The 23,656-nt window shown below is 51.7% G+C and carries 21 protein-coding genes, 1 tRNA gene and 3 pseudogenes; 18 read left to right on the forward strand and 7 right to left on the reverse strand.

The annotated features are described in order from the left end of the window. The first annotated feature begins 5 nt into the window (after positions 1-5). The 7 genes from GEOB_RS11860 (at position 6) to GEOB_RS11890 (ending at position 7,392) form a co-directional block, all read left to right on the forward strand. Positions 6-776, forward strand: coding sequence for a type III pantothenate kinase (locus GEOB_RS11860; protein ID WP_012647468.1), 771 nt, complete (start codon positions 6-8; stop codon positions 774-776). A 64-nt stretch (positions 777-840) separates the two neighbouring features. Continuing rightward, entirely contained in the window at positions 841-2,934 is a 2,094-nt protein-coding gene (gene fusA, locus GEOB_RS11865) for an elongation factor G (RefSeq protein ID WP_012647469.1), read from the forward strand. Between the two features lie 20 nt (positions 2,935-2,954). Next, positions 2,955-4,013 carry an SPOR domain-containing protein gene (locus GEOB_RS11870; protein WP_012647470.1) on the forward strand — a complete coding sequence of 353 codons (1,059 nt, stop codon included), beginning with the start codon at positions 2,955-2,957 and terminating at the stop codon, positions 4,011-4,013. Next, positions 4,010-4,906, forward strand: a complete 897-nt coding sequence (locus tag GEOB_RS11875) for a hypothetical protein (RefSeq protein WP_012647471.1) — start codon at positions 4,010-4,012, stop codon at positions 4,904-4,906. Before GEOB_RS11870 ends, GEOB_RS11875 begins: the two co-directional genes overlap by 4 nt. 10 nt (positions 4,907-4,916) lie before the next feature. After that, positions 4,917-5,768 carry a GTP-binding protein gene (locus GEOB_RS11880; RefSeq protein ID WP_012647472.1) on the forward strand — a complete coding sequence of 284 codons (852 nt, stop codon included), beginning with the start codon at positions 4,917-4,919 and terminating at the stop codon, positions 5,766-5,768. Positions 5,769-5,789: 21 nt separating this feature from the next. Continuing rightward, positions 5,790-6,473 carry an MgtC/SapB family protein gene (locus tag GEOB_RS11885; RefSeq protein WP_012647473.1) on the forward strand — a complete coding sequence of 228 codons (684 nt, stop codon included), beginning with the start codon at positions 5,790-5,792 and terminating at the stop codon, positions 6,471-6,473. Between the two features lie 97 nt (positions 6,474-6,570). Continuing rightward, positions 6,571-7,392, forward strand: a complete 822-nt coding sequence (locus GEOB_RS11890) for a cytidylate kinase family protein (RefSeq protein ID WP_012647474.1) — start codon at positions 6,571-6,573, stop codon at positions 7,390-7,392. A 71-nt stretch (positions 7,393-7,463) separates the two neighbouring features. Here the strand turns inward: GEOB_RS11890 and GEOB_RS11895 are convergent, their stop codons facing one another. Then, positions 7,464-8,306: a PHP domain-containing protein gene (locus tag GEOB_RS11895; protein ID WP_012647475.1), complete on the reverse strand. Its 843-nt coding sequence runs from the start codon at positions 8,304-8,306 to the stop codon at positions 7,464-7,466. A gap of 167 nt (positions 8,307-8,473) precedes the next feature. Between GEOB_RS11895 and GEOB_RS11900 the strand changes: the two genes are divergently transcribed. From GEOB_RS11900 to GEOB_RS11920, 5 genes and pseudogenes are all read left to right on the forward strand, one after another. Further along, entirely contained in the window at positions 8,474-8,704 is a 231-nt protein-coding gene (locus GEOB_RS11900; RefSeq protein ID WP_012647476.1) for a hypothetical protein, read from the forward strand. Continuing rightward, positions 8,701-9,357, forward strand: coding sequence for an endonuclease III domain-containing protein (locus GEOB_RS11905; protein WP_012647477.1), 657 nt, complete (start codon positions 8,701-8,703; stop codon positions 9,355-9,357). The genes GEOB_RS11900 and GEOB_RS11905 overlap by 4 nt, the downstream gene beginning before the upstream one ends. 110 nt (positions 9,358-9,467) lie before the next feature. Then, a pseudogene (locus GEOB_RS11910) lies at positions 9,468-10,335 on the forward strand (NAD(P)-dependent oxidoreductase). Positions 10,336-10,515: 180 nt separating this feature from the next. Further along, positions 10,516-11,880, forward strand: a complete 1,365-nt coding sequence (locus GEOB_RS11915) for an HD domain-containing phosphohydrolase (protein WP_407638356.1) — start codon at positions 10,516-10,518, stop codon at positions 11,878-11,880. After that, the gene (locus tag GEOB_RS11920; protein ID WP_012647479.1) at positions 11,877-12,470 is read left to right on the forward strand and encodes a hypothetical protein; all 594 of its coding nucleotides are present in this window, start codon (positions 11,877-11,879) and stop codon (positions 12,468-12,470) included. Before GEOB_RS11915 ends, GEOB_RS11920 begins: the two co-directional genes overlap by 4 nt. Before the next feature lies 1 nt (position 12,471). On the opposite strand, the gene rlmD is transcribed toward GEOB_RS11920, so the two are convergent. Then, positions 12,472-13,878, reverse strand: coding sequence for a 23S rRNA (uracil(1939)-C(5))-methyltransferase RlmD (gene rlmD, locus GEOB_RS11925; RefSeq protein WP_012647480.1), 1,407 nt, complete (start codon positions 13,876-13,878; stop codon positions 12,472-12,474). Positions 13,879-14,168: 290 nt separating this feature from the next. On the opposite strand from rlmD, the gene gdhA reads away from it, so the two are divergent. The 6 genes from gdhA (at position 14,169) to GEOB_RS11955 (ending at position 20,175) form a co-directional block, all read left to right on the forward strand. After that, the gene (gene gdhA / locus GEOB_RS11930) at positions 14,169-15,518 is read left to right on the forward strand and encodes an NADP-specific glutamate dehydrogenase (protein WP_012647481.1); all 1,350 of its coding nucleotides are present in this window, start codon (positions 14,169-14,171) and stop codon (positions 15,516-15,518) included. A gap of 148 nt (positions 15,519-15,666) precedes the next feature. Next, on the forward strand, positions 15,667-16,728 hold the full coding sequence (gene ispG / locus GEOB_RS11935) for a flavodoxin-dependent (E)-4-hydroxy-3-methylbut-2-enyl-diphosphate synthase (RefSeq protein WP_041267521.1): 1,062 nt from the start codon (positions 15,667-15,669) through the stop codon (positions 16,726-16,728). Positions 16,729-16,842: 114 nt separating this feature from the next. Continuing rightward, positions 16,843-18,555 carry a proline--tRNA ligase gene (locus tag GEOB_RS11940; protein WP_012647483.1) on the forward strand — a complete coding sequence of 571 codons (1,713 nt, stop codon included), beginning with the start codon at positions 16,843-16,845 and terminating at the stop codon, positions 18,553-18,555. An 11-nt stretch (positions 18,556-18,566) separates the two neighbouring features. Next, positions 18,567-19,286, forward strand: a complete 720-nt coding sequence (pyrF, locus tag GEOB_RS11945) for an orotidine-5'-phosphate decarboxylase (RefSeq protein WP_012647484.1) — start codon at positions 18,567-18,569, stop codon at positions 19,284-19,286. A gap of 16 nt (positions 19,287-19,302) precedes the next feature. Next, entirely contained in the window at positions 19,303-20,040 is a 738-nt protein-coding gene (gene rlmB / locus GEOB_RS11950; RefSeq protein ID WP_012647485.1) for a 23S rRNA (guanosine(2251)-2'-O)-methyltransferase RlmB, read from the forward strand. A 58-nt stretch (positions 20,041-20,098) separates the two neighbouring features. Further along, positions 20,099-20,175, forward strand: a tRNA-Met gene (locus GEOB_RS11955). Between the two features lie 294 nt (positions 20,176-20,469). Here the strand turns inward: GEOB_RS11955 and GEOB_RS11960 are convergent. From GEOB_RS11960 to GEOB_RS11975, 5 genes and pseudogenes are all read right to left on the reverse strand, one after another. Further along, complete coding sequence (locus tag GEOB_RS11960; RefSeq protein WP_012647486.1) at positions 20,470-20,823, reverse strand: helix-turn-helix domain-containing protein; 354 nt, start codon at positions 20,821-20,823, stop codon at positions 20,470-20,472. Next, entirely contained in the window at positions 20,801-21,142 is a 342-nt protein-coding gene (locus GEOB_RS11965; RefSeq protein ID WP_012647487.1) for a type II toxin-antitoxin system RelE/ParE family toxin, read from the reverse strand. Before GEOB_RS11965 ends, GEOB_RS11960 begins: the two co-directional genes overlap by 23 nt. 579 nt (positions 21,143-21,721) lie before the next feature. After that, a pseudogene (locus GEOB_RS19965) lies at positions 21,722-21,868 on the reverse strand (AAA family ATPase); the annotation flags it as partial. Further along, a pseudogene (locus GEOB_RS11970) lies at positions 21,865-22,695 on the reverse strand (IS21 family transposase). The pseudogenes GEOB_RS11970 and GEOB_RS19965, both read right to left, overlap by 4 nt. 284 nt (positions 22,696-22,979) lie before the next feature. After that, positions 22,980-23,642 (reverse strand): HD domain-containing protein, encoded by a 663-nt coding sequence (locus GEOB_RS11975; protein ID WP_012647490.1) that lies wholly within the window; start codon positions 23,640-23,642, stop codon positions 22,980-22,982. Between the last annotated feature and the right edge of the window lie 14 nt (positions 23,643-23,656).

The following is a 23,656-nucleotide window of genomic DNA, read 5'->3' on the forward strand; positions in this document are numbered from 1 at the left end:
GAAATGTGCTTCTGGTAATTGACGTTGGCAACAGTAATATTGTTCTGGGAATCTATGACGGAGACAGCCTTGTCAGGGACTGGCGCGTATCTACGGATAAATCAAAGACTACCGACGAGTACGGCATCCTGGTACATGAGCTTTTCCGATTGGCGGGTATCGATTTTTCCCGCATTACCGATATAATTATCTCTTCTGTCGTGCCGACTCTCACGGGAGTGCTGGAGAAGCTTTCCCTGCAGTATTTCGACTTCAAACCATATGTAGTCGGGCCCGGCATCAAGACCGGCATGTCCATCCACTACGATAATCCCAAGGAAGTGGGAGCCGACCGCATAGTCAATGCCGTCGCCGGGTACGAAAAGCACCACACTGCCTTGATCATTGTCGATTTCGGCACTGCCACCACCTTTGATTATGTGAACAAGCGGGGTGAGTACTGCGGCGGGGCCATTGCCCCCGGTCTCATGATATCAATGGAAGCGCTGTTTCAGAAAGCGAGCAAACTGCCTCGAGTGGAGATTACAAAACCACCGGCAATAGTTGCTAAAAATACGGTCAACTCCATGCAGGCTGGCATTTTTTACGGTTATGTGGGGCTGGTTGACGGAATCGTGACAAGGATGAAGGGAGAGGGTAAGGAAAATCCGAAGGTTATCGCCACCGGGGGGCTTGCCGGACTGATCGCGCCGGAATCCACTACCATCGAGGAAGTGGACGAGTATTTGACCCTGGAGGGACTGCGGATACTGTACCAGAGAAACCGGGAGAGTTAAGGGAGGTACTGCAGTTTCCCTGCGGCCTCGACTTTAACGTTTACCTATTTAATAAGGGGGGCGTATGGGAAAGTATGACACTGCAAAGTTGAGAAACCTTGGTATTGTCGCTCACGGCGGGGCCGGAAAAACCTCTTTAACTGAAGCGATCCTTTTCAATGCGGGCATGATTGACCGACTGGGCAGGGTTGACGACGGTACCTCCACAATGGATTTCGAACCGGAGGAGGTCAAGCGCAAGATCACGATTTCCTCATCCCTCAATCACTGTGAATGGAACGGGTATTCCATCCATATCGTCGATACTCCCGGCTACGGCAATTTTATTGCCGATACCCGTTCCTGCATGCGGGCCCTCGGTGGGGCGGTCCTGATCCTGTCAGCCATTTCCGGGGTCAAGGTTCAGACGGAAGAAGTGTGGGAGTGGGCTGATGAATTCGAAATACCGCGTATAGCATTTGTAAACAAGATGGACCGGGAGCGGGCCAGCTTTTTTCGCGCCATAGATGATATGGAAAAGGTGCTCGGGGTTAAAGGCGTTGCGATCCAGTTGCCCATGGGGGCGGAGGATAATTTCAGCGGCGTCATTGACCTGGTAAAGATGAAGGCCTATCGGTATGAAAAGGACCTGTCCGGCAAGTTCACCGAGGGAGAAATTCCCACCGAATATCTGGACGAGGCCAAGAAGCTCAGGGAGCAGATGGTGGAGACTGTTGCCGAGGCCTATGATTCCCTTACCGAGAAATACCTTGAGGCGGGTGAATTGACAGAGGAAGAGATAATCGACGGTTTGCGGGTCGGTACCCTTCGCTACACCTTTACCCCAGTTCTATGCGGCTCCGCTGTGATGAACATCGGCATAGGCCAGCTTCTGGATTATATCTGCAACTGTCTGCCTTCGCCACTGGATCGAGGCAGCGTAGTGGGGACCAATCCGAAAACCGGCGATGTGGTAGAGCGTTCTCCCGACGAGAACGAACCCTTTTCCGCCCTGGTTTTCAAGACGACTTCCGATCCCTACACCGGAAAAATCACCGTTTTCAGGGTTTATTCCGGCACGCTCAACTCCGATTCCACCGTCTTTAATTCTACCCGGGATTGTACCGAGCGGATAGGTCAGATATACGAACTGGAGGGGAAGAAGCAAAAGCCGATCAAACAGGCTGTTGCCGGGGATATCGTTGCCGTATCGAAACTCAAGGATACCCTGACCGGCGACACCCTCTGTGATCCTGATAAACCCATAGTCTATGAACCTGCAAAACCCTTGCAACCGGTCATTTCCTATGCCATTCTGCCCAAGACCAAAAACGACGAAGACAAGATTCACGGCGCCCTGCAGAGACTCATGGAAGAGGACCAGACCCTTGAGGTCCACCGTGATGAAAAGACCCGCGAGCTGGTCATATCAGGCATGGGGCAGGTGCACCTTGAGGTCACCGTAGAGAAGCTGAAACGCAAATTCAGTGTCGATGTTGAGCTGAAGACGCCCAAGGTGCCTTACCTGGAGACATTCAAAGGGATGGCCAAGGTCCAGGGCAAGTACAAGAAGCAGTCGGGTGGGCGTGGTCAGTATGGGGACTGCTGGGTCGAGTTCAGCCCGCTGCCCCGCGGAGAAGGCTTCCTCTTTGAGGATAAAATAGTTGGGGGTGTTGTTCCTCGCCAGTATATTCCAGCTGTGGAAAAAGGCATTTTCGAGGCTTCCCAGGAGGGTTTTCTTGCCGGATACCCCCTGGTCGATTTCAAGGCGGCTCTCTATGACGGCTCTTTTCACACGGTGGATTCATCGGAGATGGCCTTCAAGGTTGCCGGCTCCCTTGCCCTGAAAAAAGCCATGGAAACGGCTAAGCCGGTATTGCTCGAACCGATCATGAACATGAAGATCACGGTACCGGAAGAGACCATGGGCGATGTCATCGGTGACCTGAATTCGAGACGCGGCAAGGTCGTCGGTGTGGAGCCGAAAGCCAATTCGCAAATTATCAGGGCGGTAGTGCCCATGTCCGAAGTGCTTGCCTATTCGTCGGACCTGCGGTCCATGACCAGCGACCGCGGCCTTTTTACAACTGAATTTTCCCATTATGAAGAGGTGCCGGGGCATCTGGCCCAGAAAATTATCAGCGAGTCTGCAGCAAAGCAAAAACACGCGAACCATTAGCATGAGGAGGAATTGTTACAATGTCCAAGCAGTTTTCAGCGGATTCAGAGGAAACCGAACTTAAGGGATCAAAAGGTAAAAGCCAGGCCCAGCTTCTTGTCCTGTTGCTGCTGGTTGCGGTCGGCGGATACGTCTATTTTTTCACCGGATTGATCAAGCCCCGTGAAGAAACGCCCAAACCCCAGCCGCCACAGGCTGCCCAGGTGAAAAAGCCGATGCCGCCCCGGCAGGCCGAACAAACGCCGGCAGCTGCTAAACCTGAACAACCCAATTCCGCGGCAGCTCCTGCTCCTGTACCTGCATCTTCATCTCCTGCCCCTGCTCAGACTGCCGGTGGACAGAAAACTGCTCCAGTGCAGAATCCGGCCAAACCTGAACCGGCTAAAACAACTAAAAACCAGGCACCTGCTGTACCGACGGCTCCCGGCAAACAGGCTGCTGCAGTTCCTGAAAAGCCAGGCGGCAAAAAGACAGCCAAAGATGCTGCTCCGGCCAAGACGACAGACAAAGTCGCTGCTCCTACTGGCAAGCCGACGACTGTTGCAGGAAAAACTGCTGCTCCAGCCGTGGAAAAGCAGCAACAGCCGACGGCCAAAAAAGTCGCCGGCGCTTTCAGTCTGAAAACCGGGGAAATCGTTTTCGCCAAGGATGCAGGTGCAGTGGAGGCAAAGCTGAAAAAGGCGGGCCTGAAGCCTGTAGTACGGCATACAACCATGATGCAAGAGCCCATGAACAGGCTCTTTTACGCCGAGTATCCCGACCGAGAATCGGCAGGCGTCGACCTGGAACAACTCCGTGCCAAGGCTCCCGATGCCTTTATCATTCAGGAGGGCGGCAAGTATGTTATCTATGCAGGTTCGTATCTAAAGGAAGCCCGTGCAGCCATTGAGCAGGACCGGCTTTTCGATAAAGGGTTGCGGCTGGTGATGAAAAAGACCCAGGTGAAGATCCCGGTCACCTACATTACCGCCGGCAGCTTCCCCAGCCAGGATGATGCCCGCAAGGCAGCCGACAGGCTGAAGAAGAGCGGAATCAAGCTGGCTGTGGTCAAATCCGGCAAAGTGTCGATCAAAAAGTGACCCAAAAAATCACCTTGAGAATGTCAGCCGCGGCTGCTCCATATGTACGGCCCGATACCCCTGGCGAAATCAGGCTTCAAGCAGCCCGCGGCCAGGTCTCTCTTGGTGCCTCAGACATGGTGGTGCTCCTTTATTTCCTGACCCACGACAATGATGCCGAAATAAAACATGCCGCACTAAAGTCCCTGCGAGACCTGCCCGAGGCCGTACTCCACGAGGTGGTCCAACTTTCGGAAACAAACGGAAAAATCCTGGATGTCATCGCCCGACTCCATTTTTCAAAACTGGCTGTTGCGGAAAAAATCACCATACACCCCAATTGCAGCGAGGCTACCTGTGACTTTCTCGTGGGAAAAGGGGTGCAGGACCTGCGGGGGCGGGTGGGAATGGAAGAATGCAGCAGCCCGGGTGTCGGTGATGTGGATGAAGACGCCGAGACCGCTGACGACGAAGTGATAAACGAAGAAGATGAGGAATTTAAATCCAAATACCAGCTGTCCCAGCAGTTGGGGGTTTCGGAAAAGATAAAGATGTCATTGACAGGTGACAAGGAATGGCGTTCCATTCTCATCAAGGACTCCAACAAGCTGGTCTCCGGTGCGGTGGTGAAAAATCCCCGCATTACGGAAGCCGAAATACTTGCCATCTCCAAGTCGAAGATTCAAAACGATGAGATCATGCGTGTTATCTGCGCCAATAAGGAATGGACCAAGAACTACATGATCAAGAAGGCTCTGGTGGAAAACACCAAGACGCCATTGGCCGTGGCACTACGCTTCATGGGAACCCTGACGGAAAAGGACCTGTCAGGTCTGGCGAAAAGTAAGAATGTATCCTCGGTTATTGCCACCCAGGCACGCCGGGTTCTGCTGAATAAAAGCAAAAAAAGCTAGGAGGACGCCAATGGCTCTGGTGAATAATAACAAGCGGGAAATAAATGCCAAGTTGGTCTACTATGGCCCTGGGCTATCGGGGAAAACGACCAGCCTGAACCACGTTTACGCCAAATTGAAGCCGGAGTTCCGGGGACAGCTGAAGACAATGAATGTTCAGGCTGACAAGATGTACTTTTTCGATTTTACTCCCCCCGGTGATGCCAACGTGAACGGTTACAGTGTTCGTCTGCACATATATACGTTGAAAGGTGAGCCGGCCGGTCCCGCTCCCTGGAAAATGGTGCTGAAAGGAGTGGACGGCATCGTTTTCGTTGCCGATTCGGCCCCGGAGAAAATGGCTGCTAATCGGGAAAGCCTGCAAAACCTGGATGAATTTCTGAGAGGATTTGGACAGTCTATTTCTGATATCCCCCTTGTCTTTGCCTACAACAAGCGTGACCGCGCTGATGCGGTTCCGGTGGAAGAGATGCAACGGATGCTGAATCCCCGCAATCGTCCGGGAGTTCCTGTAGCGGCCAATAAAGGTGAGGGGGTTCTCAATGCCCTGCTGACCCTGGTCAAGATGGTACTGAAAAAGCTGCGTGAAGAGGGTGCTGGAGAGAAAAACATCTATGAGCCTGCTTTCCAGCAGTCAATTGCTGTACAGGGCGATGAAGACATCAGCAGATATGCGGTAGAGGATGAACTTGTTACTGAAACCGGAACGGGTTCCCTTTTGCCGGCCGGCGAAGGAGCCGAACCCGAAATCTCCTTTTTCGGTAATGCGGAGATATTGGGCAACGGGCACATGCGCCTGCCGTTGGTCATAAGTTATGGGGGCAGGGAAAAAACTGTCACCCTGGATCTGAAACTTGGCTGATCAAATCTGGAGATAGGTAACATGTCTTTGGCTGTTGATGTGGAAATGGTAGTTCGGCTTCTCCTCGCATCACTGTTGGGTGGGATCATAGGCCTGGAGAGAGAGATTCACGGCAGGCCTGCCGGTTTCAGGACCCATCTCCTGGTTTCTCTTGGTTCATCCCTCTTTGTGGTTTCTTCCATTGAATTTTACTGGGTCTTCGGCAATTTCAACGGCACTTTGCCGGTGGGTGTCGATCCGGGAAGGGTTGCCGCCCAGGTTGTAACGGGAATCGGTTTCCTTGGTGCCGGGGCCATAATCAGGGAAAATGCTTCCGTCAGGGGATTGACAACCGCAGCCTGTCTCTGGATTGCGTCTGCCATTGGTATTGCCTGCGGCATCGGACTTTTCGGTATTGCCTCTGTTGTAACTGGAATTTCTCTTGTCAGCCTGCTGTTCCTGAAGAGGATCGAGCGTGTGCTTGCCCGGGATGTTTATGCCACGGTAAAAGTATCCGGTAATGACCGGGAAGGGCTGATTGCCGACATGGAAACGCTGATGAATAAGAATAAGCTGGAGATAACTGCCGCCAGAATCGAGAAGAATATTGAAGAAAAACTGATCCACGTGGAGTACGATCTCAAACTTAGCAGCCGCAACGAGATTTTTGCCCTGATTGATAAAATCGCCCTTGTAACCGGAGTCAAGAAAGTAAGTTTTACCTGAGAAGGTTTCGCAGGGCCAGACCGAATTTAGCAAATGTCTTGTATACAGAATATTTACATGCTAATATTCGGCAGTTTTCTAATGAAAGGAGATGAGAATGGCGATCGTTACCATATCCAGACAGATGGGCACTGGTGCATATGCAATGGCCAAGGAACTGTCGAAAAAGTTGAAATATACACTGATTGATGGACCCAAAATTGCGGAGCTGGCCAAAAGTTATGGGTTGGCAGAAGATATTCTGGAGAGGGTCGATGAAAAACCTCCCGCTTACATAACTGCAGAAGACAGGCTGCAGGCTGCCAACCTGAGCACCATGGAACTGATTCTGCTGGATGCTGCCAGAAAAGGAAATGTGGTTATGTATGGCAGGGGAGCCCAATATCTTCTTGAGGGCATGACCAACGTCCTGCGGGTGCGCATCATAGCACCCTTTGAGGAAAGGGTTGAAAATCTTGCCGAACGCGAATGGATCGACCCTGATCTGGCCCGCGACCTTATCCGCAGGAGCGACCACCAGCGTGGCGGCTTCACCCATTTTTATTTCGACAGGGACTGGCAAAGCCCTTTTGAATATGATCTTGTGTTCAACACCTCTCGACTGTCAAAGAGCGCTATCGTCGAAGCCATTGTTGCTGCGGCCAAGGATCCTAAACTCAAAGAAGGGGAGGCCGACCTGACTTCCCACCTTGATGATCTTATCCTGCGCAAACGGGTGGAGGTTGCACTGCTGAAATCAGGCAAGATCGGTAGCCTGCACTTCAAGATCGAGTGTATGGACGGAGCGATCTCCCTGACGGGCCATGTGCATAACGATGAAGAGCGGGAAGAGGCTGTGAGAATTGCCGAAAAGGTCAAAGGAGTAAAACAGGTGGACGATGATCTCCAGGTGATGAATTACCAGCATCACCTGGAATAAATGCGGTTCCATTGATATTGAATTGAAGCTGAAAGGCCCCTTACCAAGGGGCCTTTTTTCATTTTGCGTTTTTAAAGATGGTGCATGTTTTTCAGGGCAGTTGCCAAGGTATGGGGAATGGCCAACTGGCCACGTCCACTGCCCATCTCGATACCGCCCTCGATGCCATGGAAGTCGGAGCCACCGGTAGCTGCAAGACCGAGATCTTCGGCAAGCCTGGCAAGAAAGGCAGACTCATCGGCATTGCACATATTATTGTAGACCTCGACTCCCTGGAGCCCTTTTCCAGCCAGCTTGCCTATGACAGTGGCAAGTACCTTTCTCTCTTCGCTGATGCTTGTGGGATGAGCTAACACGGCAATCCCCCCCAGTCTTCTTATTTCTGCCAGTGCTTCATCCATGGGAAAATAACGCTTTGGTTCATCGCATGGGATAAGGTAACGCTCGAAAGCATCCTGCATGTCCTTTGCATACCCCCTGTTTACAAGCACGCGGGCAATGTGAGGCCTGCCGAAGGCGCCATCAGCAAAGTTTACCGCTTCGTCATAGGTAATGGCCTCTTTTTTCTCATGTTGGAGTTTTACATTGATATTGGCGATGATGGCCTGGCCCCGCTGGTCCCGGATGGTGCGGAATTCAGCAAGCTTGTCGAGAAATATCCGGTCCCGGTGGTCAATCAGGTAACCCAGAAGGTGAACGTCCTGGTAAGTGTCGAACTGCACCGACAGTTCGACGGCCGGAATCACTTCCACATTCCGGCTTTGGCCTGCTTCAAGTGCCTCGTCGATACCGGCGACGGTATCGTGATCGGCCAGGGCAATGGTCTTAAGTCCTTTTGCTGCAGCCATGGCCACCAGCTCGGCCGGCTTGTAAATGCCGTCGGAATAGGTTGAGTGGATATGAAGATCTATCATTGATTGAAATGTTCCTTTCCTTTCGCAGAATGCTCTCAAGATATAAACCCTAATCGGGAGAAAGGCAATTGCATATATTAATACAGTTGCCTTGCTGCTTAGCATACAGTAGAATGCGTCCGATTATCGCAGCTGGGTGATCAGAACTCAATTGAGGTATTTCTCCTATGGCAAAAAAGCAGGGCATCGCATTGGCCCTCGTGGCATTTGTAGTTTACATTGTAGGTGGCATTTCCACCTTTGCCGGCCTTGGCCTGATACTGTTCATGCGTGGGCGGGATCTGTTGGGGCTTGGGGACGGCAGCAGCATAGGCTACCTGTTCCTCTGCGTTGGGCTCTCCTTCTGCATCCTGGGCATTCTCTTCATGCGTATCTTTAAAAACAGAGGCTTGGTTTGAGGGATTCGGAAATTCACCGGGCTGTCACCCTGCTTCTGGAAGCGGTGAGAGTCTGGCAGAGTCCTGCCGTCACAATCGTTTCCCAGCGTCAGGGGAGCCCTTTCAAGGTTTTGATCTCTTGTATTCTTTCTCTTCGCACCCAGGATAAGACCACATCGGCAGCTTCAGATCGGCTGTTCGCACTGGCAGATACTCCTGATAAACTTGCTGCACTACCCGTCGAAATCATTGAAAAGTTGGTTTATCCGGTAGGCTTTTTCCGGGTCAAGGCTGCCCAGATAAAGGAAATCAGCCGCCTGCTCATGGAAAGATACCAGGGAAAGGTCCCAGATGAAATAGAGGAACTTCTTACTTTCAAAGGGGTCGGCAGGAAAACTGCCAACCTTGTGGTAACACTTGGTTATGGAAAACCGGGTATCTGCGTGGATACCCACGTTCACCGCATCTGCAACCGCTGGGGATATGTGGTGACCAGAACCCCGGAGCAGACCGAACAGGCATTGAGGGGCAAATTGCCCACCGAGTACTGGCTCATGATCAACGATCTGCTGGTTACCTTTGGTCAGAATCAATGTTATCCCATATCACCAATCTGTTCCACCTGCCCATTGAGAGAGATGTGCGACAGAGTCGGGGTAAAAAAGTCCAGGTAAAGGAGTTGCCGCTGATTTTTTAATCTATTATGGCTTGTCTCGGCGGCTGAGAGGTTGTAAACTTCATATCCATGACATGAAGATGTAATTTATTATTGCGGGAGGCCATTATGTTGAGAAAGCTTGGTTTTATCGGTTTGGGTACTGTCGGCAGGCATATGGCTGCCAATCTGACAAAGGCGGATTATGATCTCACTGTCTATGACGATGATGCGGAACCGCTAAATGAGCTGGTCAAGCTGGGAGCAAAAGCTGCCGCAACCCCCCAGCGAAGCTGCAAAGGGCAAAGATCTTGTTATAGTCATTCTTCCCGAGAGTCATGGATTGGAAACGTTCGTCTTCGGCAAAGATGGAGTTCTCGAAGGGCTCGATCCCGGTACGATATTGGTGGATATGGGTACCCACTCCCTGGAAACAACCTTGAAACTTGCCGACGAAGCCATAAAACGCCGGGTGATGTTCCTGGAAGCGCCGGTGTGGGGAACCAAGGAGCATGCTGCCAACGGTCTGGTGACCATTCTTGCCGGCGGGGATCCTTCCCTGCTCGGGCGTTGCCGCGAAACATTCTCCTATTTCGGTCTTAACATCATCCATATCGGCAAGATAGGCGATGCCACCAGGATGAAATTCATCGTCAACCTGGTGCAGGCCGAACTGATGCAATCTTTGGCAGAGGGCATCGTCTTTGGCGAGAAGCTTGGCTTTACTGCCGATAAAATTCTCGAAGTACTCGATTCCGGCGGCGTTGCTTCGCCTCTCTTCCATTCCAAGGGGCGCAGCATAGCTAGGGGGGATTTCAGTCGTAATCTCGCTCTCAAATATGTACACGAACAACTTCTTTTGGTTATGGATGCTGCCAGAAAGGTTAATTTGGATCTCCCCGGAGCGGAAACGGCCTGCAAACTCTACGAACAGGCGGTGCAGGATGGCCGCGGCGAAGAAGACTATTCCGCTGTGGTTAAAGTCTTGAGAAAATAAGGAACTTCAAGAAACGAGAAAAGCGAGAAGAGGGCGCGACCATCAGTGGCGCCCTGTTTTTTTGTTTAAAACAAAATTTATTTGCTTTAATTTGCCAACACAAATTAATGGACAAAATTAATTGAACTTGTTATAAAGCACCGGAACCGAGAAACAAATATTTACTTCAATGTCAGGAGAGTGTGTTTGCCGTTTCTGGGAATCAGGTTCAAACTTTCTTTCGTTAGTTTCCTGCTGGTGACAGCGGTTATAGCGGTGTCGTCTGTGGCTGTCATGGGAATTATGGACAGGTTTCTTCTTGGGGAATTGGTCAAACGCGGCACGTCGCTGTCAAGGGGAGCGGCCAACACTGCAGCTTTCGGACTGCTTGCCCATGATCGTCTTGTGGTGGACAATCTTGTCGCCAAGCTGAAGGAACGGCAGCCTGATGTTCTGTACGTGGCGGCCGTGGATCATGATGGAATCATCACGGCCCATAGCGATCTAAGGAAAAACGGAGCAAGGTACGAACAGAAGGCGCCAGCCAAGGTGATCAGCAGGGATGTGGACGGCACCATGGTTACACTGGATAGCAGGGGCGGCAGAGACATCTACGAGTTCAGTACTCCCATAAGGTTTGCAGCCAGAAAGATCGGTTCATTACATCTGACCATAGATGGCGTCACTTTGGTGGATGCCCGGGGAGATGCGCGCCGAATGGTGGCCCTTGCTTCCGGTCTGATTCTCGTCGTCGCGGTTCTGGCTTCATATTATCTTGCCGGGTTTTTTACAACCCCCATCAAAAAGCTGCAAGAAGGTGTTTCGCAGCTCCGGTCGGGTAAATACCAAGGGGCATTGACGGTAAAACTCCATGACGAATTGGGGGAGTTAACGAGTAATTTTAACCAGATGGCCCAGGTAATCGTACAGCAGCAGGACAAGCTGGAGGAATATGCGCATGGCCTTGAAGAATCTTACCTGGCCACGGTAAAGATCCTTGCCACATCCATCGATGCCAGGGATGATTACACACTCCGTCATTCGACCCGCGTGGCGGCATTATCCGTCATGCTGGGTCAGCAGTTGGGGCTTCACACTGAAGAATTGCGGGATCTTGAGGTGGCTGCCCTGGTGCACGACCTGGGGAAAATACGAATTCCCGACAAGGTCTTGAAAAAGGCAGCACCTCTGAATGAAGAAGAATTGGAGATGGTCAGGCTGCATACACGTCACGGTGCAGAAATTCTCAGCCATTCCCGGGCGCTTCAAAGGTTTGTTCCAGCCGTTCTTTATCACCACGAGTGGTATGACGGTCAGGGGTACCCCGAAGGATTGAAAGGTGCTGAAATCCCGTTATTTGCCAAGATCATTGCGATTGCCGATGCCTATGATGCAATGACCACTTCACGACCATATCGCAGTGGTCTGCCTGCGGCAATTGCCATTAATGAAATCACTCGCTACAGCGGATCCCAATTTGAGCCGGCACTGGTCGATCTTTTTGTTAGATCTTTGGGGCAGCCCAACCATGCCATCCCCCAGTTAATGCTCAGGCTGTCGGCATGATGATCTTCTTCAGGCAAACAATATTCCTGCTTTTATTAATTAGTCTGGCCGCCTGTTCCACCCCGGAAAAGACTCTGCGGCCAGCAGGTGAAAAGCCGCCTCAGCCGATATCCGAGCGGCAGGTATCGACAATGCAGAAGAAGGTTGCCCTTCTTCTGGAAAAAAAACTGTATCGCCAAGCCCTGACAACCATTGCCTGCCGTAACCAGCTGAACCAGCCTTCGCCGGGAATGGAAAATGAATTCATTACAGCAATCAATGGCCTCGTGGACACAGCTGAAGAAGCAATGGCACGCGGAGAGCATGTCTTTGCGGGCCAGGCATTCAGATTGGCCCTTGCTGCTTATCCGGCAGAGCGTTCTTTGCGGAGGAAAGTCAGGTCAGGGACAAGAAAGATAAGAATTCATCTTGAATCATGTTCCAACAGGCTCATGGATCAGGGTCTGCAGGAATACAGATGGGGTGAATTGGACAGGGCAATCAGAACCTGGAAGAGCATTCTTTCGTTCAATGCCGGGCACAGCGAAGCACGAAAAGCTATTGAGACAGCAACAATACAGAAAAAATCCCTGCAGGTAATGGAAGATTGAACTAATTTTTTTTCGTCAGCAACGCTACATTTTCCACGTGGGGTGTTTGCGGAAACATGTCCACCGGCTGAATTTCCCTGGTTTCATAATCAAGGCCAGCCAGCAGGTTAAGGTCGCGGGCCAGGGTATCCGGCGAGCATGATACGTAGATGATCTTTGCCGGCCCCAGGGCGGAAGCCTGTTTCAGAACCTGTTCATCACAACCTTTGCGTGGCGGGTTCAGGACTATCAGGTCTACCTTTTTATCTTCCCGCCGCATTTCTTCAATAAGCTTTGCCACATCTCCCGCAATGAATCGGCAGTTGCCGATGCCATTCAGCTGTGCATTCCTTTCGGCATCGGCAACGGCAGCATCCACTGCCTCGATACCGGTCACCTCTTTACATTGTCTGGCCAGAAAAAGTGAAATTCCGCCAATGCCGCAATAAAGGTCGAGAACTCGTTCTGAGCCGGTCAGTGCTGCCCACTCGCGAACTTTCTCGTAAATAATCCGGGCACTGCCGCTGTTCACCTGGAAGAAAGAGCGGGGTGAGATAAGGAATTTCGTGTCCCCCATGATTGCAGACAGAACCTGCTCCTTGGTGACAAAGTGGTCCTTCTGCCCCAGGATTACATTGCCTAGGGAGCTGTTTATGTTCTGGGCGATGACACTGACTTCGGGGACTGCATTCTTCAGATGTTTCGCCAGGTGATGGAGCTCATTGTAGCTGCGCTCCGCGGTTACGAATATTACCATGGCCTTGTTGGCAGATTCAGAAATGCGAATCACCAGATAACGCAAAAGACCCATCTGGCTTTTCGGGTTGTAAATGGGCACCTTGCCCTTTTTTATTCCGGCCTTGACCGCTTCGATAATCGTGTCGATGAGTGGATGATGGACAGCACAGCCTGCTACATCCAGAACCTCGTGACTGTTGCGGCGGTAGATGCCGATAACAGGGTCGGCAAACTTGCCGCTCACGACCAGCTTGGCAGAATTGCGGTAGTGAAGTTGATGTGGAGAGGGGATTACCTCATGCAGCCTGGCTTTTTCCAGAGTTTTGTGGCGGCGGATGAATTTGATGACCAGCTGTTTTTTCCAGGCCAGTTGAGCGGGGTACTTCATCTTCAGCAGTGCACAGCCGTCACATGCAGCTTTGTCGCAAGATAGATTTGTTAAACGGTCCGGAGAATGTTTGATGATCCTGGAAATGCTGGCAAAGGTTTCCCTTCTGCCCACATAGGAAATCCTGGCTCGTATCGACTCGCCGGGGAATGTACCGGCAATGAGAATGGGAGTGTTTTCGTAGCAAGAAACGCCGAACCCATCGTCATTTATGGCGGATATGGCCACCTCGATCGTCTGGCCGGTTTTTAGTTTGCTGTCTTCTTTTTGGGCTGGAGAGCTTGGGCGGTTATCTTTTTTCATGGGAATACTAAATAGGAAAATAAACCATCTGTCAATGGTCGATTTTGTGTAGATGATCAAACTGGTGTGTAGAAAAAGTAATCACCTGGTAACGTTTTCTGAATAATTAATGTGCAGTTGCTTCTTGTTTGAGCAGGTTAAGTGATTGAAATACAATATAAAGAATCTTTCTCTGCATATTGTTTCCGCACATGCCTGTTTATGGTGCAGATGATGCATAAAGTCTGATCATCTTCGTGGCAGCTGTATTGCTGACCTCAGACGTGTAATCCAAAAAGAAGGAGGAGTTGATGTCACCGCAAATTGATGAAAAACTCGAAACGATGTATCAGGAGGTCCTGAAGAGGAACCCCGGTGAAGTGGAATTCCACCAGGCAGTTGCTGAGGTACTGGAGTCCCTGAGCCCCGTCATATCGAAGCACCCCGAATACCTTGAGCGCAAGATCATCGAGCGCATTTGCGAGCCTGAGCGGCAGATCATTTTCCGGGTACCCTGGCAGGACGACAATGGCCAGGTGCACATCAACCGCGGCTTCCGGGTCGAATTCAACAGCGCCCTTGGGCCATACAAGGGCGGGCTCCGTTTCCATCCTTCCGTCTATCTCGGCATCATCAAGTTCCTCGGCTTTGAGCAGATCTTCAAGAACTCCCTTACCGGCATGCCCATCGGCGGTGGAAAGGGTGGTTCCGACTTCGATCCCAAAGGAAAGTCGGACGATGAGATCATGCGTTTCTGCCAGAGCTTCATGACCGAACTCTATAGGCATCTGGGCGAGCATACGGATGTACCTGCCGGCGATATCGGTGTCGGCGGACGTGAAATCGGCTACATGTTCGGACAGTACAAAAGGATCACCAATCGCTGGGAGGCAGGAGTACTGACCGGTAAAGGCCTCAAGTGGGGCGGCTCGCTCGTTCGTCCCGAAGCAACCGGCTACGGTGCCACATTTTTCATCAACGAAGCTCTCAAAGTCCGGAAAGAGTCTTTTGATGGTAAAACCTGCCTCGTTTCAGGTTCCGGCAACGTTGCCATCTACACAATAGAGAAAATTCACCAGCTCGGCGGCAAGTGTATCGCCTGCTCCGACTCCAATGGTGTTATTGTTCATGAGAAAGGGCTCGATGTTGAATTGATCAAGCAGCTCAAGGAAGTGGAGCGCCGTCGGATAGCTGACTACGCCACCTTCCACAAAGACGCGAAATATATCGCCAATGGTAACATCTGGGACATCCCTTGCCAGGTTGCCATGCCGTCAGCAACTCAAAATGAGATTAACGGCAAGGATGCCAAGACATTGGTTAAAAACGGCTGCATAGCCGTCGGAGAAGGCGCCAACATGCCTACCACTCCGGAAGGTATCAAAGTATTCCTCGATGCCAAGATTGCCTACGGTCCCGGCAAAGCTGCCAACGCCGGCGGTGTTGCAACTTCAGCCCTGGAAATGCAGCAGAACGCCCAGCGTGATTCCTGGAGCTTCGAGTTTACCGAGAAGAAATTGGAAGGTATCATGGTCGGTATCCATCAGCTCTGCTACGACACGGCTGAAGAGTATGGCGCTCCTGGAAACTATGTTGTCGGTGCAAATATCGCCGGATTCATCAAGGTGGCAGACGCCATGGTTGCCCACGGCCTCGTGTAACGCAAGTATCAGAGTAAGTACAAAGGAGGCGGGGATCAAACCCCGCCTTTTTTGCATCTGTTCAAAAGTTTTCCCCTCCCTCAAAACTCTGCATCGCCATGTCTCCTCCCTTGACTTTATCCCATTAACTGGCTACTATGCCCCGGTTATGAGAAAAATGACCAAACAGATAACTGTAGGCAATGTAAAAATCGGCAGAGACGCCCCATGCTCGGTCCAATCCATGTGCAGCACCGACACCCGGGACGTGGCCGCCACTCTTGATCAAATCCGCAGGCTGAATGATGTTGGCTGCGAACTGGTGCGTTGCGCTGTTCCAGATATGGATGCCGCCGTTGCCCTGGGCCGCATCAAGGCCGACAGTCCGATTCCGGTTATTGCCGATATCCATTTCGACTACAAACTGGCACTTAAGGTGCTGGAGAACGGCATTGACGGTCTGCGGCTTAATCCGGGCAACATCGGCGATCAGTGGAAGGTGGCCGAGGTGGTAAAGGTTGCGGCTGAGCGCCAGGTGCCAATACGTATCGGCGTCAATGCCGGTTCCCTGGAAAAGGAGCTGCTGCAGAAATATGGTCATCCCACTGCTGAGGCCATGGTGGAATCGGCCCTGGGCCATGTACGCATACTCGAAGACCTGGGCTACGACCAGATAAAGATTTCCCTCAAGGCCTCCGATGTCATGAAAACCGTTTCCGCATATCGTCTCCTTTCCCAGGCGGTAGACTATCCGCTCCATATCGGCATTACCGAAGCCGGTACCATATTTTCCGGCACCATCAAATCTTCGGTCGGTCTCGGCATCCTCCTTGCCGACGGTATCGGCGACACCATGCGTGTTTCCCTTACCGGTGATCCGGTTGACGAGGTGCGGGTCGGGTACGAGATCCTCAAATCTCTCGGCATCAGGCAGCGTGGCATCAATTTTGTCTCTTGCCCCACCTGTGGCCGTTGCCAAATCAACCTCATCAAGGTTGCAGAAGAGGTGGAAAAAAGACTGGGGGCGGTGGAGAAATCCCTTACTGTTGCAGTGATGGGCTGCGTCGTCAATGGTCCCGGCGAGGCCCGCGAGGCCGATTTCGGTGTGGCCGGCGGCCGTGGCGAAGGTCTGCTTTTCAGACATGGCGAAATCGTGCGCAAGGTTCCGGAGGGGGAATTGGCCGATGCCTTGGTTGAAGAGGTGCTTAAAGCTGCAAAGAGTGAAGAGTGAAGAGTGAAGAGTGAAGAGTGAAGAGTGAAGAGTGAAGAGTGAAGAGTGAAGAGTGAAGAGTGAAGAGTGAGGCGCGTGCCCCATTGTTTTTTTTATTGAGAAAGTGAGATTCGTATGCGTTATTCGCAGTACTTTATTCCGACAGTCAAGGAAACTCCTTCCGATGCGGAGGTCATATCACACCAGCTCATGCTGCGCGGCGGCATGATCCGCAAACTGGCGGCGGGCGTTTACAATTATCTCCCCCTTGGGCTTCGTTCCATCCGCAAGGTGGAGAATATCGTCCGTGAGGAGATGAATCGTGCCGGCGCCATCGAACTGCTGATGCCCACTGTCCAGCCTGCGGAGCTTTGGCAGGAGTCGGGACGCTGGGAGCAGTACGGCAAGGAACTGCTCCGCTTCAGGGATCGCAAGGATACGGAATTCTGTCTCGGACCAACCCATGAAGAGGTCATTACCGATCTGGTGAGGCGCGAGGTAAAGAGCTACCGGCAACTCCCGATCAATCTCTATCAGATACAGGGCAAGTTCCGTGACGAGATCCGTCCCCGCTTCGGTCTCATGCGCGGTCGCGAGTTCATCATGAAGGATGCTTACTCCTTTGATGTGGATGAAAAAGCTGCGGACATTTCCTATGACAAGATGTACCAGGCCTATCGGCGAATCTTCGAGCGTTGCGGCCTAAAATTCCGCGCCGTTGAGGCTGATACCGGCAGCATTGGAGGCTCCTGGTCCCATGAATTCATGGTGTTGGCCGAATCGGGAGAAGACGCAATTGTCTCCTGTACGGCCTGCGACTATGCAGCAAATGTGGAAAAGGCCGAAGCAAGGCAGTCTGCAGTTACCGAGCATGCCGATCCCCGCGATATGGAGAAAGTGTCGACCCCCGAAAAGAAAAGTATTGAAGAAGTTGCCGCATTCCTTGCCATCCACGAATCTTCCCTGGTCAAGACTTTGGTGCTCCTGGCCGACAACGAGCCTGTGGTGGCGCTTTTGCGGGGCGATCATGAGCTGAATGAGATCAAGCTGAAAAATATCCTCGGCTGTGACACCCTTGAGATGGCGGGCGAAGAGGTGGTCGTCAAGGTTACCGGTGCACCGACCGGTTTTGCCGGGCCTGTTGGGTTGAAGGCAAAAATTATTGCCGACCTGGCCGTCCAGGGAATGAAAAACTTCGTCACCGGTGCCAATGCCAAGGACCTGCACCTGAAAAACGTCAACCTGGGCCGGGATTTCAACGTAACCACCTTTGCCGATATCCGCAATGTGGTCCTCGGCGATCCCTGCCCACGCTGCGAGAGCGGCACACTGGAGATGTGGCGTGGCATCGAAGTCGGTCACGTCTTCAAACTGGGCACCAAATATTCCAAGGCCATGAAGGCAACTTATCTGGACGCTGACGGCAAGGAGCAGATCATCTTCATGGGGTGCTACGGCATCGGCATCGGGCGTACCGTTGCCGCCTGCATCGAGCAGAATCACGACGAGAACGGCATCATCTTCCCGCTTCCCATCGCCCCGTTTCATTGCATCATCTCTGCCCTTAATATGAAGGAAGACGTGGTCAGGGAAGCATCGGAAGCAATATATGGCCAGCTCGCAGCAGCCGGGATTGAAGTGCTGCTGGATGATCGTGACGAGCGGCCCGGCTTCAAGTTCAAGGATGCCGATCTGATTGGTATTCCCATGCGCATCGTCGTGGGGAGCAAGAATCTGGCCGACGGGAAGGTGGAGCTCAAATGTCGCCGATCCGGCGAGGTGGAGTTGCTTTCCATTGCTGATGCCGTGGAAAAAGTAAAAGCCGCAGTTAATGCTGCGTTGAAGTAGAAGGTGAAGCAATGACCAGAGACGAAGCACGGGCAAAGATAATTTTCGCCCTTGATGTAAACGAGTTCAGCGATGTTGAGAAATGGGCAGACCTGCTTTCGCCCCATGTGGGGATGTTCAAGGTGGGAAAGCAGCTTTATACCGCCTGTGGTCCCGCCGTGGTGCGGATGATCCAGAAATACGGCGGCGAGGTGTTTCTTGACCTGAAGTATCATGATATTCCCAACACCGTGGCCATGGCCTCCCTCGAAGCGGCCCGCATGGGGGTGAAGCTGTTCAATCTCCATGCCCTTGGCGGCTATGAGATGATGGCCAAAACGGTGGAGACGCTGGATAAGGAATTCAAGGGGGAAGAGCGGGGGAAAGTTTTGGCCGTGACCATCCTCACCTCATCCAACGAGCAGACCTTGCAAGAGGTGGGGATAAACCTGCCGGTGCCGGAAATGGTGGTGAAACTTGCAGCTCTGGCCAAAAAGGCGGGCATTGATGGCGTAGTCGCTTCTCCCCAGGAGGTGCCGCTGATCCGTGAAGCCTGCGGCAACGATTTCCTCATCGTTACTCCCGGCGTTCGGCCGGCCTTTGCCGCTGCCGATGATCAGAAAAGGATCATGACACCGGCTGAAGCAGTGAAAAGCGGTGCCGATTACCTGGTAATCGGTCGGCCTATCGCCGCTGCGCCGAATCCTGCAGAAGCCGCACAAGCCATTGTTGCGGAGATTGTCGCAGGCTGAAAGGATCATCGTCACCATGAAAGATGAAATCATATACGGGCTAAATTCGGTTATGGAGGCTCTCCGCGGGAAACGGAGGGCCTTCGAGCTTTTTGTCGCCAGCGGCAGCAGTGATCGCCGTTTGGAAAAACTTCTCGATCTTGCTGAAGAGAAGAGGGTGCCGGTGCGCCACCGGGACAAGCGGGATATTTCCCGGCTCTGCGGTACTGATCACCATCAGGGGATCGCTTTACGGACAGAACGATTTGCCTATGCGCAACTGGCTGATATACTGGAATCTGAAACGGCCCGCAGCAACGGCCTGTTATTGGTTCTGGACGGTGTGCAGGACCCGCACAACCTGGGTGCACTGATTCGCAGTGCCGCTTGTGCCGGAGCCCAGGGAGTGATCATCCCCAAAGACCGTGCAGTAGGGGTGACAGCGGCAGTGGAAAAAGCTTCGGCCGGCGCTATTGAAACCATTGCGGTTGCAGAGGTGACCAACATCGCCCAGACCCTGGATGAGCTGAAAGCTGCCGGATTCTGGATCTACGGAGCAGACGGCGAATCGCCCATCTCTATCTTCGAGCAGAAATTGACCGGAGCCGTGGCGCTGGTCATCGGCAGCGAAGGGGAGGGGATCAGGCCGCTGGTAAAGAAGAGATGTGACATCCTGGTGTCGATCCCGCTCAAAGGGGGCGTCAACTCCCTCAATGCCTCGGTTGCCGGAGGGATTATGCTCTTCGAAGTGGTGCGGCAGCGGGATAAAAAATAAATTTTCAAATTATTCCATTGACAGCAAGTGTCTGGTTAGGGTATAAGTAACAAGTTAACGCGGGGTGGAGCAGTCTGGTAGCTCGTCGGGCTCATAACCCGAAGGTCAGAGGTTCAAATCCTCTCCCCGCAACCAAATCATTTCAGGGACTTACAGCGATGTAAGTCCCTTTTTTATTGCCCACTGTACACACAAGTACTATGTTGCAAGAAAACCGAGGAGAATATCCTTAGAAGCCGTCTCTCCCTGTAGCCGCCAACTTGAATCCTCCCTCTACAGGGGAGATTCTGTCCCTCTACCCACCAAAATACCCATTCCTAAAGTTGTAGAACAGCGTGCCGCCGATTGTTGGAAATATTCTCTTTCGTGTGGTGGAATGTAGGGAACGAGATGAAAAACTCCGTGATTGCTAGTGGCAACTTTGCTTCGCTAACCAGTACGTAGTCTTTTTGCGCGTTCTGTCGTGCAGACGTTTTGATTTTTTGCTTTCTTGGCTACCTTTTCACTGACCAAACGCAACTCCAAACGGCAACCAAGAGCATGTGCATATTTCTGCAATGTCGCAATGGATGGTGAATGCTTTCCTCCTCCTGATTCGAGTCGGGCGATTGCAGATTGTGTTGTACCGATGCGCTCAGCTACTTCGGCTTGTGTTACCCCTGCGGCAGCACGAGCTTTGAGGAATTCATCAAGAAATCGGAACTCTTCATCCAGTGCATCATATTCAGTTTTTACGTCTGCCCTCTGAAGGGCGCGATCTTTAAGTTCTTTGTGTGTGAGCATTTTTGTACTCCTTCATCCGTCTTTGTGCCGTTTCAAGTTCTCTTGGTGGGGTTTTGTCTGTCTTCTTTACAAATTGGTGCAGCATCACGATTTTACGACCAATCATCGTGCAGTAGAATACCCGTGCAATTCCCTCAGCGGATTTCAGTCGCAATTCAAAAAGGCCGTCTCCCATTGCTCGGGTATGCGGCATGCCGAGGTCTGGTCCGTAAAGCTCCATTCTGTCGGTGTACCGAAAATAGCGACCAAGGAATCCGGCAGGCATGGCAAGGATTTCTTCTTGTACTGATTCGCTGTAGTAGGTGAGTGTCCAAATCATGGCTTCAATATATCATATTTGCTATTATGGTCTATATGTTTTTCAGCTTTTTTACCAACGGGTTGTGGCATTACTCCCGCTGCGGTTCTTAGTCCCAGTTGATGTACAAGGCAATTCTCGGGCTTTTCCCATCAATTTTTTTGTTGCAAATCTCTATTACACTTAGGGCATCTTCTGAGAAGAAGTGTGTCCGCAAAATAAAGTTCAAAGTCAAGTAGCAGCGTCCATATTGTGAGCAACCATAGTCCGGGTCTGCAGCCGCACTGACACCTGATTATAAAAACTCGCGTTATCAATATTGCTGGGATGATTGCCAGCATTAGATATGCTTTTTGAAGGTCATGCCGTCGTCAGAAAGTAGACGATGGCAACAAGGTCAATAACAAGAAGCGCTGAAAGTGTTCGGTAAATTATTATTCTCATGGGTTTTACCAGTTCAACGGCTGCGCCGTTGAACCGCAAGCCGGCTTTTTCGGCGGGCGGCGTCCAACGGTATGGTTGGGATCACATTCTCAAATTTCCACTTTCAAGGGCTGACCCCGTCACGTCGGACCAGGGCTGACCCCGTCACGTCGGACCCTCCGCCTTGAGGACATGCTCAAGAAAATCGATATAGGATGACTCCTGTTTGGCCGCCACATCCGCGAGATCGGCATAGACATCGGCCACCGCCTGGAACTTGAGATCATCGCACAAGGCTAGTATCCGTTGGTGCTGTACGCTCATAGCCGTCCCTCCTGGAGCATCTGCTCATAAATGGCAGGAGTGCGCTGCAGAGGTGTCACGGGCCAGAAAGCAGGGAGAATAACCTTCTTCTCGGACTCAACGGATACACCCTGCGGAAGCGGCAGCAGAACTTTGAGCTCGGTCTCCATCCGGTCACAGGGGCGCTCGTTGGTTTCACCGTGGATACGGCAATTGGCTACCTCGTCGAGCCAGCGTCGCACTTCGATATTGGCGGTGGCAACGTCGAGGACCAGACCAGCCTGCTTCAGCCGCGAGACTAAAGGGTAATGGAAGCTGTACCGCAGGTAACGATTGAAACGCTCTACCTTTCCCTTGGTCTTGGCGCGGTACGGCTTGCAGAGCCTGGGTAAGAACCCAAAACGCTTGGAGATGTCCCACAGTCCGGCATGAAAGCGGTGTTTACCGTTGCCGTAAGCGTTACGCTCCAGTACCACGGTCTTCATGTTGTCATAGAGCACTTCATACGCCGCCAAAGAATGAGAAAGCTGCCTCATGGCACTCGCGAAGGACATTGAAAGCTTGGCTGGTCGTATAGGCGACGAAGGTGTTACGACTGAAGCCGAGTGTGGCAACGAAAGGATATGGTGCGGCAAGGCGGCCTTCACCCGCTCTTCCAGAAACGCCTTGAACGGGTCCAGTTTCGATGGTCGCTTAGGCCGCGTCTTATACCGTGGGTCTGCTCGCGAACGAAGATACTTTCTGACGGTGTGTCGGGACAAACCGGTGATCCTGGTGATCTCCCGGATGCTTTTGTGTTGCTTGTCTCTTAGGATTCTGACTTCCATGCACTCTTCCTTTCCAGTCATGCCGACCCTCCAGGTCGGCTAGGATACAGGAAGTGTGGGTCAAATTTCAGTTTCCGAGGTGGGTTATTTTTACATTGCCGCTAACACTATCTACATTGTGTGCTTCGGATTCATGCATTAATCACGCTGGCCATGGGGTGGGTTTTCGGTTCCTTTTTTGATGCTGCAAGAATTCGTCAGGCCACCAAACTGACTTCAAACTGAGGCACAAGTCGAGAAAGAAATGTAACTTGGCGGGCGTATAGTGCAATATGATACTACACAGAGTAGCTTTGGCTCGTCCTTTACTCCAGATTATTGGGTTCCAAATTAAAATGCCATTCCTCAAAGAAATCGCTCAAAAATTGTTCAATGACTGCATGCCTGGACCTCGCCAGCCTTTTACCTGTTTCTGTATCGAAATCGTCTTTAAGTAGCAACAGTTTCTCGTAATAATGATGAATAACAGAAGGACAATGGGCTCCTGATTCGTACGGCTTGTTTGAGAATGGCACTGTAGGGTTCCAAATGCATTCATCATACTTTCCACCATATACGAACGACCTGGCAACACCTATAGCACCCAATGCATCGATGTTATCAGCATCTCTGACTATTTGCGCCTCGAGCGAGAGCTTGGATCGCGCACCAGGAGAAAACGAGTATTGGCTTGTATATGAAATGATTTCTAATATTGTGTCATGATATTTTGGGTTAACAGCTATCTGGCCTAAATGTTCTCTTACCGTTTTTTCAGCCTCTTTATGAGATACCTTGGTTGCTTTCAAGCCCTCAAGATGTCGATCGATATCATGTAGATAACAAGAAGCGACTATAACCTCCAAATTCCCACCTTCATAATGCGAGATATAACGGGCGATCCTCTCAACCCGCTCTAAATGAAAAAAATCGTGAGCAGAAGACTCGCCTTGGTAAAAGTCTTTGACATAATCCTTAATATCTTTCATTTATCCCCCAAACT

The sequence above is a fragment of the Geotalea daltonii FRC-32 genome (assembly GCF_000022265.1).
Classification (GTDB): Bacteria; Desulfobacterota; Desulfuromonadia; order Geobacterales; family Geobacteraceae; genus Geotalea; species Geotalea daltonii.